The following is a 14024-nucleotide window of genomic DNA, read 5'->3' as shown; positions in this document are numbered from 1 at the left end:
GGGAATGACGACGAGCGGAAGATATTTCCCGGTATTTTTCGATCTGCGCGGGGCGCGCATCCTCGTAGCGGGGGCCGGAAAGGTGGCGGAGCGGAAAATCCCGGCGCTGCTTGCGCACGGGGCGAAGGTGACCGTCGTCGCAAGGAAGTTTTCACCTGCGGTGAGGAGAATGGAGGAGCGCGGCGAAATCGTCGGGATCATCTCTCCTTTCCGCCCTGAGCACCTGGACGGCGCCGAGATGGCATTAGCCGCGACTTCCGACCCGGCTGCGAACCGGTTGGTCTCGCGGGAAGCAAGGCGCCGGGGCATCCCCGTGAACGTCGCGGACGTTCCGGAGGAATGCTCGTTCATCCTCCCCGCCACGGTCCGATTCGGATCTTTCACGCTCGCGGTATCCACGGGAGGGAAACATCCCGGCGCCGCACGCGCGCTCCGCGAATTCATGGAAGACCGCAAGGAGGAGATCTCGGTCCGGTTCGAGCGGGGCCGCAGGCGGCGGGATATCCGGCCGTCGAAAGGCAAGGTATACATCGTCGGCGCCGGTCCCGGCGACCCGGATCTTTTGACCGTGCGGGCGCTCGGCCTGCTGCGCGCGGCGGACGCCGTGATCCACGATTATCTCGTACCGGACGAGATTCTCTCTCTCGCATCCCCGAAGGCTGCCAAGGTCTGCTTCGCGCGCCGCGGAAAAACATCAGGCCACGGCTCCGCGCTCAAGCAGAATGCGATCCACGAAGCCATGGCCAGGCTCGCCCGTGCGGGGAAATCGGTCGTGCGGCTCAAGTCCGGCGACCCGCTCGTCTTCGGCCGCGGCGGCGAGGAAGCGGAATTCCTGGCCGCGTCCGGCATCCCCCACGAGATCGTGCCCGGCATAACGGCCGCCGTCGGGTGCGCCGCCTCCGCGGGGATCCCGCTGACCCGACGGGGCGCTTCCTCATCGGTGACGCTGCTCGCGGGCCACGAAGCGGAAGGCAAGGACGGAACGGCGATCGACTGGGAACGGCTGCCGCACGACGGAACGATCGCCGTCTACATGGGGGTCGCGAGGGCGGCCGAGCTTGCGCGGGACCTGATGGAGAAGGCGGGGTTTCCCCCGGCGACTCCCGTCGCCGTCGTGGAAAACGGAGCCCGCCGCGGCCAGCGGGTTTTCCGGGGCCGGCTCGCCGGCTTGCGACGCATCGCGGAAAAGGAAGGGATACGGTCCCCCGCCATATTGTTCGTCGGAAAGACCGCGGCCTGCGCGGTCGCAAGCAAGATGGATACGGAAATCATCGAGGAGCGAAACGATGGACCTTGCGCGAAGAGTGTTTGACGACGTTTCCCAGCTTATCGGCTCCCGGGAGAATCCGACCCCGCTGGTCCGCCTGAAGCGGATCGAACCGCCGGGAAGCGGCGCGATTTACGCCAAGCTCGAGTGGATGAACCCCTTCGGGTCGATCAAGGACCGCACGGCCAAGTACCTCATCGAGGGGCTTCTGGAACGCGGCAAGCTGCCTCCCGGGAAAAAGATCGTCGAGCCGACCTCGGGAAACACGGGGATAGCGATGGCCGCGCTCTCGAACCTGGTGAACGTGCCGTGCACGATCACCATCCCGTCGGGGGCGCCGGAGGAGAAGATCGCGCTTCTGCGCCTGCTGGGGGCGGAAGTCTGGCCCACACCCGACGATCTATGCCCTATCGACCACCCCAAGGACGGCGCCATCGCGCTGGCCCGTTCATTCGTGACCGCAGAAGCCACGAAAGATGCGTACGTCATGCCGAACCAGTACGAGAACCCGGACAACGTGCGCGCCCACTACGAGACCACGGGGCCGGAAATCTGGGAACAGACCGGAGGGAAGGTTACCCACTTCTTCGCAGGGTACGGGACCTGCGGCACGATCACCGGCGTCGCAAAATACCTGAAGGAGAAAAATCCCGCTGTCCGCGTCATCGCGATCGAACCGGAAAAAGGACACCGGATCTCGGGTCTCAAAAACTTCCAGGAGAGCAAAAAACCCGGCATCCTGGACGAATCGCTCATCGATTCGACGGTCAGGGTACCCGACGGCCCCGCATACGAGACCGCAATCGCACTCGCCCGGGAAGAGAGCCTGCTGATCGGTCCCTCGACGGGGGCGATAGTTTGGGCTGCCCTCAGGGAAAACCTTCCGGAGGGAACGGTCGCCGTCTGCATCTCCCCGGACAACGCTTTCAAATACACCTCTTTCTTCGCCGATTACATCGCGAACGACGGAGTCCCCCAGGTGGATGTAAGCGCATGAAAGAAGCCGATTACAAGGAACTGAAAAAAGGCGGGATGATGCGCCAGAGGGAGGCGGGACATTTTTCCGTCCGTCTCCATGTCGTCGGCGGCCAAATGACGACGGGGCAGCTCTGCGCGATCCGGGAGGCGGCCGACCGCTTCGGGAAAGGAACCGTTCACCTGACGACCCGCCAGGGAATGGAGATTCCCTCCGTCCCGACCGAATCCCTTGCCTCCCTGAAGGAATTTCTTTCGGACTCGGGCGTCGGAGTGGGTGTCTGCGGCCCGACCGTGCGCACCGTGACGGCGTGCCAGGGGTGCCGCATTTGCCCGAGCGGAGCCATCGACTCGCCGGCGCTTGCGGACGCGGTCGACCGGGAATTCTACGGGAAGCCGGTCCCTCACAAGTTCAAGGTCGGCATTTCGGGGTGCGCCAACAACTGCATGAAAGCCGAGGAGAACGACATCGGCATCAAGGGTTGGATCGGGCCGGCGTGGAATAAAGAGGGATGCACTTTCTGTGGCGTCTGCGAGGCGGTCTGCCCGACGAAGATCGTAAAGGTATCGGAGGACGACGGCCGGGTCTCCGTCGATCTTGCGGGCTGCATCGGGTGCGGAGACTGCATCGAAGCATGCCCGACCGGAGCGATGGAGGAGGAAACACGCGGCTGCCAGATCTTCGCCGGGGGGAAATTCGGAAGGGTGCCGTCGCTTGGGAAAAGAATCCTCGGCGTCCTTCGCTCGGGCGAGGAAGCGATCGCCGCGATAAGAGCCGCCGTCGATTTCTTCCGTATCCACGGGAAACCGAGGGAACGTTTCGGCGATACGCTCCGCAGGACGGGATTCGAGGCGCTGGAAAACCACATGACGGAAAGGATGGGTAAGAGCGCATGACGCCGATGCTCGATATCACGAGAGATGTCTGCCCGATGACGTTCGTGAAAGTGAAAATGGGCCTTTCGAAGATGACCACTTCGGAACATCTGGAAGTCCGCCTGAAGGAAGAGGCGCTGAAAAACGTGATCTCCTCCCTGAAGTCGGAAGGGCACAAGATCGTCCGGGTGGAAAAGCAGGGGGAAATCTTCCATATGGTGATCGAGAAGTCGGAGACGCGGAGTTCAACCGCTTGACGAATGAATCCCTATATATAAAATAGACATTATAGATAACACATCGATGAATGGAGGAAGGATGAGGCTTTCGAAAAAAGCGGAATACGGTCTGAGGGCGCTGATCTATGCCGCCCGATTCCCGGAAGGAACCACATTCCAGATCAAGGACCTCGCGGAAAAGAACGGGATTCCGAAGAAGTTTCTCGAATTGATTCTCCTCGAACTGAAAAACGCGGGCATCCTTCGCAGCCGGAGGGGAGTGGGGGGCGGCTACCTGCTGGATCGCCGGCCGGACACAATCCGCTCCTCGGAGATCATCCGTGCGATCGAGGGGCCCGTGCTGCAAACGGGAGAAACGAAGGGGAAGGGGAATCAGGAAGGCGAGGAGGTATCCCCCGCGGTATGGCGGCTGGTCAAGGAAACATCCGAGGCCATTGAGACGGTCCTGGACAGGTGGACGCTGGCCGATCTCGCTCGCGAAGAACTGGAAGCGGCGGAGCGGAAACGGCGCCATGTAATGTATTTCATCTGACGGAAACGGAGAAAACGGGCTTGGAGCGAAAACGATCTATCGATACGCTTGCGGCGCAGGCAGGAGTGGGTACGGACGCAGCCTTCGGAGCGGTGAGCGTCCCCATTTACACAACGGCCATCTACCGGTACGAGGCATTCGGGAAGCACAACGGATTCGACTACTCACGTTCCGAAAACCCGACGCGGCAGGCGGCGGAGAAAGCGCTCGCCGAACTCGAGGGCGGGACGAGAGCCACGGCCTTTTCGTCAGGAATGGCTGCCATCTCGGCGGTCATGACGCTGTTTTCGGCGGGCGATCATATCTTGTGCTCAGACGATCTTTACGGGGGGACGTACCGCCTGTTCGAGAAGGTTCTCAAACCCTACGGCCTCTCGTTCGACTACGTGGACATGGGCGATCCCGCCGCGGTGGACGAATGCATCGCGAAGGAAACCCGCGCCGTATTCATCGAAACCCCCACCAACCCCCTGATGAAGATCGCGGATCTACGGGAAGTGGCGCGCGTCGCCCGGAAACGCGGGGTTCTATCCATCGTCGACAACACGTTCATGTCGCCTGCCCTGCAGCTGCCGCTCTCTCTCGGAATCGACATTGTGGTGCACAGCGCCACCAAGTTTTTGGGCGGGCACAACGACCTGATCGGCGGCGCCGTGATCGTCTCCGATCCGGACCTCGGCGAGAAGATGCATTTCGCTCAGAAGGCGGTCGGGGCTATCCTCTCGCCGTTCGACGCCTGGCTGCTGCTGCGCGGGATCAAGACGCTCGCGGTGCGGGTGGAGCGGGCACAGCGGAACGCGGAACGCGTGGCGGCCTTCCTTGCGGGGCACCCGTTCGTCGGGAAAGTGTTCTTCCCCGGCCTCCCCGGCCACGCAAGGCGCGACCTGCATTACACGCAGTCCACCGGCCCCGGGGCGGTCATCTCGTTCGAGCTTGGAAGGGAGGAGGCCGTACCCCGGTTCCTGGAGGCGCTTCGACTCGTCATCCTTGCGGAGAGCCTGGGCGGCGTGGAATCGCTGGTTACCCATCCTTCCACGATGACGCACGCGGACATACCGATCGAGGAGCAGGCCGCGGTGGGGCTTACGCCCGCGCTCGTTCGTCTCTCCGTGGGGATAGAAAGCGCCGACGACCTGATCGCGGACATCGGGCAGGCGCTGGAGGCGGCTCAGCGGGGGGGCTGAGCCTCCCGGGACGAGCCCCATATCGGCGGCTCGTCCCGGGCGTTGTTAGCGGTCAGCGGACTCCTTCGATCCCGGATCAATTATATCCGGCGGTTCCTCATTTTGAGCCGGCACCGGTTGCTCGTCCGCCTCTTCAGCGGCGGCACCTTCCGGCTTGTCTACGGGAGCCTCGGGCCCCTGTCGGCCGATCTCGGGGATGGATACAGGCACCTTTTCCTCCGGCGGCGGAGCGGCCAGCGTTTTCTCGACCTTGCGCTCAAGCCCCGCGATGTTGGGCGATTCGGCGAGCGCAGCCTTGTATTCCTCTTCGGTGATCATCTTCGCCGCGAACATGCGGCGAAGAATCCTGTCCGACCTACGCATAACCCGCTCCAGCTTCCGGTACGGATCGTAAACCTTGGGACCGGGCAGCATCGACACGAGGAATGCGCACTCGCGGACCGTCAACGCGGAAGGCGGCTTCCCGAAATAATAGGAAGCCGCGTGGCCCACGCCGTAAACCATCGGCCCCAGTTCGACGGCGTTCAGGTACAGTTCCAGGATCCGCGACTTTGAAAGCACGTCGTCCATGCGGCGGGCCAGGACGAATTCCTTGACCTTCCTGGAGATCGTCTTTTCCCGCGTGAGAAAGACGTTCTTGGCGACCTGCTGGGTGATCGTGCTCCCGCCGCGGACGAACTTCCCCTTCTGGAGGTCCGCCTTGAGCGCCTCCTTGATCGCTTCGAAATCCACCCCTTCGTGGGAATAGAAATTCGCGTCTTCGGCGGCGATGACCGCTTTTTTCAGAGATGAAGGCACGCCCGAAATGGGCGTCCAGTACCGGTTGCGGGGTCCGAGGACGAACGGATGATCTTTCCGGTTCCAGTCCTTGACGGTGATCACGAACGATGCGCGCGGGTTCTTCAGGGGCCCGACGGGGGGGAGGAATAACAGCGATCCCCCGATCCACAAGGCGCTCAGGAGGAAACCGGCGGCAGCGAACAGAAGGATTTTCCTGGAAATGCGGGGCCTGCGCACCAAGACATTATAAAACACCCGGGTATCGCGGGGCCTTTCAATAAATTGCCCTTCTCCGACCCCTGCCCATTCTCTGCCCTCCCTATCGTTTCAGGAAACGCGCAGGTAGACGGCGGCGACCATTGCTGCGATTCCGAGCGCAAGCGCCACCTTCGGCAGTATCACCTTTGAACGCTCGCGGATCGTCCCCTGCTTGCCACCCAGCAACGCCTCGGAGGCGATATCGCAAACACCCGGGATCGACGAGCACGACTTCGTCTTCGGGCAGATGGCGAATATGAACAGCATCGCGCCGGTGAGGCCGATCTTCAGCAGCACGTAGCGGCCCGAGGCCGTAAGCCACAGGGCATTGAAGGAACCGAGCAGCAGATATGCCTTCGCCGCCCCGCTGCCGACGAGAAGAGCGATGGATGTCCCGACCAGCTTCCTGAACCGCTGCTCCATGAGAGCGAGAAGAAACGCGCTCTGGAAGGTCACTTCGTTCTTCCGGAATACCGGATCGAGCACCGCGATATGGAATATCATCCCCCCAAGCCAGGCGATAGCGGCAAGCAGGTGGACGGCCGTAAGCGCAACATGCAGATATTCCATTTTCATGTCCTCCTGCCGACAGTCTGAGGGAACGGCGATCCTACCGCCTTGATGCAGGTCAAACGGAGGAAAAAGTTCAGGAACGTCCCCGTTTTCAGGAAAAAACTCAGGAACGTCCCCGTTTTTAAGTAAAGTGGGGGCATGCCTGACCAGGCGTTGACGTTCATCCTGTTGTCCGCCGCGATGCACGCCGGGTGGAACCTAATTCTGAAGACGAGCCGGCACAAGCTGGCCTTCAACGTCTTCATGCACGGATCCGCGATCGCCATCTTCTCCGCATGGTGGATCGCTACGCAGGGAGGGATTCCACTGCCCCGCGGAGAGGTTCTCCTGTTCACGCTCGGGGGCGGGTTCTTCTTCTCCCTCTATCACATGTGCCTGACGGCGGCGTACGAGCGGATCGACGTTTCCATCGCTTACCCCCTGACGACCACCGGCCCGCTCTACATACCTCTTTGGGCCTACCTGTTCCTGGGAGAACGGCTTTCCCTCGTGGGGATCGCAGGCATCTTCGTCGTTACGCTGGGCGCCTACATCCTGCAGGTGCGGGAAATATCATGGGTGGGGCTTTCCTTCCCGCTTCGGAACATCCGGCTCCCCGGGGTCCTGCTTGCCCTCTCGGCGGGAGTCTTCTATTCGGTGGGAGCGATAGTCGACAAGCGGGGAGTGACAATAATAGACGTCTTCCTCTACACCTACTACCTCGACATCGTTCTGTTCTTATTCCTTCTCGCCAACGTCGTCATGACGAAATCCAGGCTCCATTTCATCGAAGAGATCCGCATGCACTGGGCGCGCGGGCTCCTTGCGGGCCTCGTCCTCTTCGCCTCCTTCATTTTGTACCGGATGGGGCTCCAGATGTCGAAGGTGTCGTACGCCACCTCCGTGCGGCAGGCGAGCGCCATCATCGGCGTTCTCGGGGGAATCTTCCTGTTCCGGGAGCGGTTCGGGCGGATCCGGCTGATCGGTGCGGCTCTCATCGCCTTCGGGGTCTTCTGCATAAAGCTCGGGTAAGCGCCGCCGCCGGGAGAACGTCGCAACCCGAACCGGCCGATATTCCGCGGCATCTTAATTTGGCAATTCCATGGAGGCTTCCGATGAAAAAGTGGTTGGCATTGATCGCCGTCCTGATAGCCGCCGGGTGCGCTGGAGCGCCCGTCCGGGAGGAAGCAGGGGAACCGGTGCCCGGAGAAACGGTAGTCGATATCCTCGCGGACAGCTACTCCTTCACGCCTTCGCGCATGACCGTACCGGCGGGAAAGCACATCGCCTTCCGGATCCGCAACGAAGCTACCGTGATCCCCCATTCGTTCGTCCTCGAGAACGCAGGCGGAGGCGTGATCGCCCGCCAGCCGCTGAAAAAGGGAGGCGAAACGGTCATCCGTCTTTCTCCGCTTTCGCCGGGCATTTACACCTTCTACTGCGACGAGTCGTTCCTCGGAATGAGCCACAGGAAAAAAGGGATGGAAGGGAAATTGGAGGTGAAGGGAGAGTAATTCATGCCGTTCCGGGAATCACGCGATCCCGACCGCCGTCTCGCGCATGCGTCATCCGTATCGCCGCTCAATCCATGAAATATTCCTTCTTCTGGGTCTTCGGAGTCGTGGCGGCGGAAAGGCTGTTCGATCTGCGACGATCCCGGAGAAACCAACGGCGGCTGGAAGCGATCGGGGGGAAGGAGTTCTTCCCTGAAACGTTTCGTTACGTGGCAGCGCTGCACGCCCTGTTCCTGGCTTCGCTACTGCTTGAATCCTACCCCTGGCGGGTCCCGCTCGATGTGTTTACCGCGGTATGTCTCGTTTCGCTGGCGCTTCTTTCGGGCCTGCGCCACTGGTGCATTTCCACGTTGGGGGATTTCTGGAACGTGCGAATCGTGGTCGTCCCGAGGGCCCCAGTGATCCGTTCGGGACCGTACCGTTTTCTGCGCCACCCCAATTACACGGCCGCCGCGCTCGAATTCTTCTTCCTCTGCCTGCTGCTGCGGGCCCCTGTCACGCTGGCTGTATTCGCCTTGCCTGCGCTTGCGGTTCTGCGCCAACGTATAAGGCTTGAGGAAAAGGCTCTTCGGGAAAACACGGACTACTCCACGGCCTTCCCGTAACGAGACCGCATTTCTCACCAAGGTTCGTAACGAGACGGTGGAGACGGGTATGGCTACAAGGCGTCGCGACCTGATCATGGTTCGGATCAACCGCCTACGTACCCCCGCGTCTTCTCCAGAAACGACGCATCGATGGGGCGGGGCTTCCCCGTCTTGTAGTCGTACATGACCTGGACCGTCTCCGCCTCGGTGAAGACGCGCCCGTCCCGGGGGTCGAAGAGCGCGCACAGGAACCGGAAGGAGCTCCGCGACAAGTCTGCGATATGCATCCGCAGCCGCACGCGGTCCTGTAGAAGTATCGGAATCCGGTAGCGGACATTCGCCTCGGCAAGTATGAAGTTGATGTCCTCCACTCCGCCTGCGCCGAGGACCTCTGCGAAGAACTTCACGCGGCCCAGTTCGAACAATGACAGCGTCACCGCGTTGTTGACGTGCCCCATGGCGTCGATGTCGCCGAACCGCAAGGGAATGTCGGTTTCGTAATACCTCGCGGGGGCGGACGGAAGGCTTCCCCGGAAAGGCTCCCCGAATCTCCCCCCCAGGAACGCGATCTCGCCGGGTTCCTTTCTGACGTTCGGCCTTTCGTCCTTCTTCCGGGTCTCGTCGTCCAGGTCCTCGTGCTTTCCCGGATAACCGGCAGCGACCACGGCGATCGGCTGGAAATCCTCCGGCAGGGACAACGCGGCTTTCAGCGGAGCCTCCTTCCACCCCGCCATGGGATGCACGAGCAACCCCTGGTCGACTCCCCGGAGCAGCAGGCTCATCGTCGCAAGCCCGGTGTCGTGCAGGTAATATTCCCTGCGTTCGACCAAAGCGCCGTCCGCCTTTCTCGCGCCGGTCACGATAAGCACCGGAGCCTTCTTCGCCCAGGCGTTCCCCGTCTCCAGCGCATCCTCCAGCGCCGGGCGCTCCGCCGCCCCCATCTCCACGATGACGAATCGCCACGGCTGCCGGTTGGCGCAGGAAGGAGACCACCTCGCGGCTTCGACCATCCGCTCGATCTTCTCCCGCTCCACGGATCGGACCGAGAATGCCCGGCGGCTGCGCCTCGCCGCGATGACCTTGCGAAATTCCATCAGTCGTCCGCTCCTTATGAAATCCTACCGGGACCTGCTTCCGGTCTTCCGTGCCCGGCCCGGCGAACCCGCACCGTCCCGTTCCGCCGGAAGAAACCCGGCCAGCCCCCGCTCCGCCGCTTGTCCCGCGCCTGCGCGCAGGGACCGCACCGCCAATTGCGCGATCGCATCCCCAAGGCCGGCGCTTTTCTCCCTGCCGAGCGGTTCATCTATTTCCATCGACTCCACCGTCGCCACCTGCTCCCCTCCCGGAACGGGGTACGTCAACAGCGTATTCCGAAGGACGAGGCGGCGGATGCGGAAACGTTTCCCTTCCTTCTTGTTCCCTTCTTTTACTTCTTTTCCATCCTTTCCAACGGACGGCCGGAAGATCTCCCGCGCGTTCTGCCGTCCTTCGATCCTTTCCAGGCGGACGATTAGTCCCTCGGTCCTGACGCAGTCCGCCACGATTTCATCCGACAACAAGGAAAGGAGGCGGACATCCATTTCCGCCTTCCGCAGCGTCATGAATTCCTTATGGACGAAACCGGACGGATTGCCGATCCGAAGGCCGGCAACCTCGACGTCACCCGACAGGAGGCGCAACTTCACCTGTTGCGCGCTTGCCGGGGCGTGAAAGGCGGAATCGAGCCACTTGTTGGCGGCGCCGGTGGCCATCCTGTCGAAAAAATAGCCCAGGAAAAAACCCGATATGACGAACAGGGCGAGAAGGCCGGCTCCCGCCCGGAGAAGGTCCTGCCAGGTCCGCATGGATCACCCCAGTTGCGCGTTCCTTCGAGGGGCGTTGGTCCCCCGCGACGGGGCGGCATGGGAGGATTTTTTCATCCGTTTCCCTTTCGCGTGTATCTTTCCGCGTCCCGCTTTCCGTGCGGTCATCTTCCCCTTCGCCTTCCCCCGCTTCTTCGCATAAACAGGCGGCGTGGAGCCCGGATAGCCGAAGTACGTGTTGAACGCTTCCTTTCCCACGTAGCTTCCCTTGATCTTCCAGCGGCTGTCGTTCACCACGAGCGCCGCCACGGCGAGCTCGGGATCGTCCACGGGGGCGACGCCCGCGAACCACTCGAAGTGCATCCTGGGGCTCCACCCGGAGAGCGAGCCGGTCTTCCCCGCCACCTGCATGTCCTGAAGAAGGGGCGTCGACTCCGGCGTGCCGAAGGTGCGCCGGGATGTGCCGATCTCGATCGTCTTCACCATCATCCGCAGTAGAGTGTCCGCCGTCTCGGGGTTCACGGTGTCGCGCCAGTTCGCGGGCTCCGCCTGGAACAACGGCGCCCCGTCCTTGTCCGCCACGTGCTCTATGAGAATGGGCTGCGGCATCCTTCCCGAATTCCCGATCGCCGACATGATCATCGCCATGTGCAGGGGGGAAACGTAAACCTCGCCGAACCCGGCGCCGGTGCGGGCCAGGAGGAATTCGTCCCGCGGAACCTCCGCCTGGCTCGGCTCCACCGGCAGGTCGAACGGGACCGGCTGCCCGAACCCGAACTTCTCCATGTAGCTGGAAAGCCCGTCGCTACCGACGTTGTTGACCGCCACCTTGCCGAAGACCGCGTTCGCCGACCGCGCGATCGCCTCCTCGAGCGACATGGAAGGAACCCCGCGCCCGTCTTTCGCGTGTAGCCCCTTTCGCGAGATCCCGTAGATGCCGCCGCGGTATGCGATTGCGTCATCAGGCAGGATGGACCCCTTCTCCAACGCCGCCGCCGCGGTGATCACCTTGATGAGGGAAGCGGCCGGATAGACCGCCTTGAGGGGCAGTCGCGGATCGGCCTCTCCCCCCCTGCGGTACCCGACCAGCGCGACGACACGCCCCGTGGACGGTTCCATCGCGGCGAAAACGCCGTACGCGGGATCGAACCTCCTGAACAGAGCGAAGATCCCGCGCTGCAGGTCCTCGTCCAGCGCCAGCGTGACGCGGGTGCCGTCCCTGGTGGTCATTTCGGCGTTGCCATCGGAGAGAAGCGCAAGGAGATCCTGTGAGGCGAAACCGTGGGCGGAAGCGGTTGTCCGGGCGTCCTGCGCCGGCAGAACGCGGGCTGGATGCGGCAGTTGATGCCGGTTTGCGGCCACGACGGCCTTACTCACACCCCAGAGCGAGACGGCGATTACGATCGCCGCCGCGATCCCGATCCCGGCCTTTCCCCGAACCCTGGGAGATCTCACGATTTCCTTGCGATGCATACGAGAGCCTCCGATTCGGGGGTAAATTCGGAGAAGGCGAAGTCGCCGTAAAAACGGATCGTATCGTAACCTTCCCGGGAGAGCTTTTCCCACAGTTCTTCAGGGTAAACGGGATAAAGGAATATTTCGTTGCGGAGAATCCTGGGCTCGTCCCCTTGCGCTATGCGGAGGGCGGTCTGGAACCGGATCCTCTTCGTACCCTCCCATACGTAACGCCGCCGGAACTCGATGCGGCTATCCTCCGCCCGCAGAAGCGGAAGCTCGGATACCTCCCTGCGGAAGAGCACTTCGTAGTTGAGTATCTGCAGCAGAAGCGATCCGCCTGCATCGGTTACGGAGGACGCATCCGCAAGGAAGCGGGCGGATTCGGCCTGGGTAACGTGCACAAGGGAATTCCCGAGGCAGAGGACGAGATCCGCCGGCGGAGAGACGAGGCGGGCCGTGTCGGCGAAACTCCCGACCTCGACGCGCGCTCCGGGAAAATCCGAAAGCTTCTTCCTCGCGACCGCGATCAGAGCCGGATCGGGATCGAATCCCACGCAGGAGATCCCCGCGGAGGCGAAATGGAGAAGCTGCGCGCCGGAGCCGCAGCCCGCGTCGGCCACCCGCCGCACTTCGTTCATTTCGAGAATTCTATCGAAAAGCGCCCGCTGGACATCGGACACGGGAAACAGCGCATCGTAGACGTCGGAGAGATCCGTATAAAACGCCAACGCTCCCCCTTTCGCCGAATATTGTACCAAGCGTTCCCGTCCATTCGGAAAAGAAATGAGATCAGATGGGGATGGTGCGCCGATTTTCGGGGAGGGGCCCCTCGTCTACGGGAGGATGGCCCGGAGGAAGTTCCAACCGGGGAGAGCGATGGAACGGCGGCGTTCCGAGCGGAGCCTCGCCTGACTCGCCGGGGGTATCCGGGCACTTCCCGACCCTCGCGAGGATTTCCTCGCCCTGCTCGTATATGCAAACCGGCGTCCCATGAATATATATCTGGCTGAACGGGGAATCGCCCACCGTCGCGGCCCGGTAGGTATGCCATCCTGCAAGAAGGAGGATCGCCAGGGTCACCGCCATCCCGATTCGAATCATTTTTCCCACAGGCGATCCTCCCTCTTCAAATCGTTGGATGCCTGCCGGACGCCGGGCGGTTCCCGTTACCGCATCGAAGAGCTTTTCTCACAAGGGTCCGCAGCTAATCCTTCATCCACGAAGGCGGTTTGTAGCGCGAATCGCGGGCTATCGCGACACCCCCGGGGCTCTCCCCCGCCGCGAACGGCTGACCCGGGGCCAGGAGAATCACCGAGTCCTTCACATCGAGAAAATTATCGAACTCCGAAGCGTCCCCCCACACGAAAAATTCGGCGCGGATACTGTACTCGCCTGGCCTGGCGCCTTTCGTGTCCCACTGCAGGGTCTGCCTGTAATATCTTTCCCCCTCGCCCCCGTAGACGTCCTCGCCCAGCCTCTTTCTCGCCACCACCTTGCCGTTCGCCCGAATTTCCAGGTCCCCCTTGGGGTGCCGCACGTCGCCCTGGTCCTCTATCACCATGTCGACCCGGATGACGTCCCCTACGCGCGCCCTGACGGGAGTGACCTTGACTTCCCGCATGATCAGATTCACGTAGAAACCGCCTCCGCCGTCCCCGATGTCGGCGAGCACCAATCCGCCTCGGCCGCCGCCCCGCGCCTGGTCGCCCCACAATAGCAGTGCGCAGCCCATTGCAATTCCCGCCATGATAAGTCGTCGCATATCTCCATCCTCCTGTCTATTTTGATGAAGTACGACGGGCTGAAATTCAGGCCGGGAAATAATTGCGATTTTGTTGCCGATGCAATATATTTGCATCTAATCGGGAGGAGCGGAGAATGAAAGCGGTTTTCGAGACCATTCGAAACCTCGGGCGGCCGGCCACACGCGGCAGGGGGGAGATCCTGCGGATACTGGGGGAAAGCGCCATTCCGCTCTCCCCCCGGGAAATCCGCTCCCG

Annotated in this window: 17 protein-coding genes; 9 read left to right on the top strand and 8 right to left on the bottom strand. The window is 62.2% G+C overall.

Annotated elements, in window-relative coordinates:
• The 6 genes from cobA to HY896_06140 form a co-directional block, all read left to right on the top strand.
• Window positions 1-1312: uroporphyrinogen-III C-methyltransferase (cobA, locus tag HY896_06165; GenBank protein ID MBI5575933.1), on the top strand; the 1312-nt coding region annotated here is incomplete at its 5' end.
• Window positions 1287-2264 carry a cysteine synthase family protein gene (locus HY896_06160; protein MBI5575932.1) on the top strand — a complete coding sequence of 326 codons (978 nt, stop codon included), beginning with the start codon at window positions 1287-1289 and terminating at the stop codon, window positions 2262-2264. The genes cobA and HY896_06160, both read left to right, overlap by 26 nt.
• Complete coding sequence (locus HY896_06155) at window positions 2261-3139, top strand: 4Fe-4S binding protein (protein MBI5575931.1); 879 nt, start codon at window positions 2261-2263, stop codon at window positions 3137-3139. The genes HY896_06160 and HY896_06155 overlap by 4 nt, the downstream gene beginning before the upstream one ends.
• Window positions 3136-3375, top strand: a complete 240-nt coding sequence (locus HY896_06150) for a sulfurtransferase TusA family protein (GenBank protein ID MBI5575930.1) — start codon at window positions 3136-3138, stop codon at window positions 3373-3375. The genes HY896_06155 and HY896_06150 overlap by 4 nt, the downstream gene beginning before the upstream one ends.
• Window positions 3376-3436: 61 nt before the next feature.
• The gene (locus HY896_06145) at window positions 3437-3889 is read left to right on the top strand and encodes an Rrf2 family transcriptional regulator (protein ID MBI5575929.1); all 453 of its coding nucleotides are present in this window, start codon (window positions 3437-3439) and stop codon (window positions 3887-3889) included.
• A 20-nt stretch (window positions 3890-3909) separates the two neighbouring features.
• Entirely contained in the window at window positions 3910-5073 is a 1164-nt protein-coding gene (locus HY896_06140; protein ID MBI5575928.1) for a PLP-dependent transferase, read from the top strand.
• Between the two features lie 45 nt (window positions 5074-5118).
• Here HY896_06140 and mtgA read toward each other — a convergent pair whose 3' ends face one another.
• The gene (gene mtgA / locus HY896_06135; GenBank protein ID MBI5575927.1) at window positions 5119-6075 is read right to left on the bottom strand and encodes a monofunctional biosynthetic peptidoglycan transglycosylase; all 957 of its coding nucleotides are present in this window, start codon (window positions 6073-6075) and stop codon (window positions 5119-5121) included.
• A gap of 105 nt (window positions 6076-6180) precedes the next feature.
• Window positions 6181-6681, bottom strand: a complete 501-nt coding sequence (locus HY896_06130) for a hypothetical protein (GenBank protein MBI5575926.1) — start codon at window positions 6679-6681, stop codon at window positions 6181-6183.
• 141 nt (window positions 6682-6822) lie between these two features.
• Here HY896_06130 and HY896_06125 point away from each other — a divergent pair, with 141 nt between their 5' ends.
• The 3 genes from HY896_06125 (at window position 6823) to HY896_06115 (ending at window position 8782) form a co-directional block, all read left to right on the top strand.
• Window positions 6823-7695 (top strand): EamA family transporter, encoded by an 873-nt coding sequence (locus HY896_06125; GenBank protein ID MBI5575925.1) that lies wholly within the window; start codon window positions 6823-6825, stop codon window positions 7693-7695.
• Between the two features lie 83 nt (window positions 7696-7778).
• The gene (locus HY896_06120; protein ID MBI5575924.1) at window positions 7779-8177 is read left to right on the top strand and encodes a cupredoxin domain-containing protein; all 399 of its coding nucleotides are present in this window, start codon (window positions 7779-7781) and stop codon (window positions 8175-8177) included.
• A gap of 74 nt (window positions 8178-8251) precedes the next feature.
• A complete protein-coding gene (locus HY896_06115; GenBank protein MBI5575923.1) occupies window positions 8252-8782 on the top strand; it encodes an isoprenylcysteine carboxyl methyltransferase in 531 nt (176 codons plus the stop codon).
• Between the two features lie 86 nt (window positions 8783-8868).
• Here the strand turns inward: HY896_06115 and HY896_06110 are convergent, their stop codons facing one another.
• The 6 genes from HY896_06110 to HY896_06085 all read right to left on the bottom strand — a co-directional run bounded on the left by HY896_06110 (window position 8869) and on the right by HY896_06085 (window position 13786).
• Entirely contained in the window at window positions 8869-9858 is a 990-nt protein-coding gene (locus tag HY896_06110; GenBank protein MBI5575922.1) for a nitroreductase family protein, read from the bottom strand.
• Window positions 9859-9882: 24 nt separating this feature from the next.
• Window positions 9883-10608, bottom strand: a complete 726-nt coding sequence (locus HY896_06105; GenBank protein MBI5575921.1) for a hypothetical protein — start codon at window positions 10606-10608, stop codon at window positions 9883-9885.
• Between the two features lie 3 nt (window positions 10609-10611).
• Window positions 10612-12039, bottom strand: coding sequence for a hypothetical protein (locus tag HY896_06100; GenBank protein MBI5575920.1), 1428 nt, complete (start codon window positions 12037-12039; stop codon window positions 10612-10614).
• A complete protein-coding gene (locus HY896_06095; protein MBI5575919.1) occupies window positions 12018-12752 on the bottom strand; it encodes a class I SAM-dependent methyltransferase in 735 nt (244 codons plus the stop codon). Before HY896_06095 ends, HY896_06100 begins: the two co-directional genes overlap by 22 nt.
• 61 nt (window positions 12753-12813) lie before the next feature.
• On the bottom strand, window positions 12814-13134 hold the full coding sequence (locus HY896_06090; GenBank protein ID MBI5575918.1) for a hypothetical protein: 321 nt from the start codon (window positions 13132-13134) through the stop codon (window positions 12814-12816).
• A 94-nt stretch (window positions 13135-13228) separates the two neighbouring features.
• Entirely contained in the window at window positions 13229-13786 is a 558-nt protein-coding gene (locus HY896_06085) for a hypothetical protein (protein MBI5575917.1), read from the bottom strand.
• Between the last annotated feature and the right edge of the window lie 238 nt (window positions 13787-14024).

Source organism: Deltaproteobacteria bacterium (assembly GCA_016218975.1).
Classification (GTDB): domain Bacteria; phylum Desulfobacterota; class Deferrimicrobia; order Deferrimicrobiales; family Deferrimicrobiaceae; genus JAENIX01.
This window is presented reverse-complemented; position numbering and strand designations above follow the sequence as displayed.

Excerpts from the sequence above, each read along its gene's own strand:
- HY896_06125 (MBI5575925.1), top strand. The coding sequence starts at position 6,823 with ATGCCTGACCAGGCGTTGACGTTCATCCTGTTGTCCGCCGCGATGCAC.
- HY896_06150 (MBI5575930.1), top strand. The coding sequence starts at position 3,136 with ATGACGCCGATGCTCGATATCACGAGAGATGTCTGCCCGATGACGTTC.
- HY896_06110 (MBI5575922.1), bottom strand. The coding sequence starts at position 9,858 with ATGGAATTTCGCAAGGTCATCGCGGCGAGGCGCAGCCGCCGGGCATTC.
- HY896_06100 (MBI5575920.1), bottom strand. The coding sequence starts at position 12,039 with ATGCATCGCAAGGAAATCGTGAGATCTCCCAGGGTTCGGGGAAAGGCC.
- HY896_06160 (MBI5575932.1), top strand. The coding sequence starts at position 1,287 with ATGGACCTTGCGCGAAGAGTGTTTGACGACGTTTCCCAGCTTATCGGC.
- HY896_06120 (MBI5575924.1), top strand. The coding sequence starts at position 7,779 with ATGAAAAAGTGGTTGGCATTGATCGCCGTCCTGATAGCCGCCGGGTGC.
- HY896_06115 (MBI5575923.1), top strand. The coding sequence starts at position 8,252 with ATGAAATATTCCTTCTTCTGGGTCTTCGGAGTCGTGGCGGCGGAAAGG.
- HY896_06130 (MBI5575926.1), bottom strand. The coding sequence starts at position 6,681 with ATGGAATATCTGCATGTTGCGCTTACGGCCGTCCACCTGCTTGCCGCT.
- HY896_06105 (MBI5575921.1), bottom strand. The coding sequence starts at position 10,608 with ATGCGGACCTGGCAGGACCTTCTCCGGGCGGGAGCCGGCCTTCTCGCC.
- HY896_06085 (MBI5575917.1), bottom strand. The coding sequence starts at position 13,786 with ATGCGACGACTTATCATGGCGGGAATTGCAATGGGCTGCGCACTGCTA.
- HY896_06155 (MBI5575931.1), top strand. The coding sequence starts at position 2,261 with ATGAAAGAAGCCGATTACAAGGAACTGAAAAAAGGCGGGATGATGCGC.
- HY896_06145 (MBI5575929.1), top strand. The coding sequence starts at position 3,437 with ATGAGGCTTTCGAAAAAAGCGGAATACGGTCTGAGGGCGCTGATCTAT.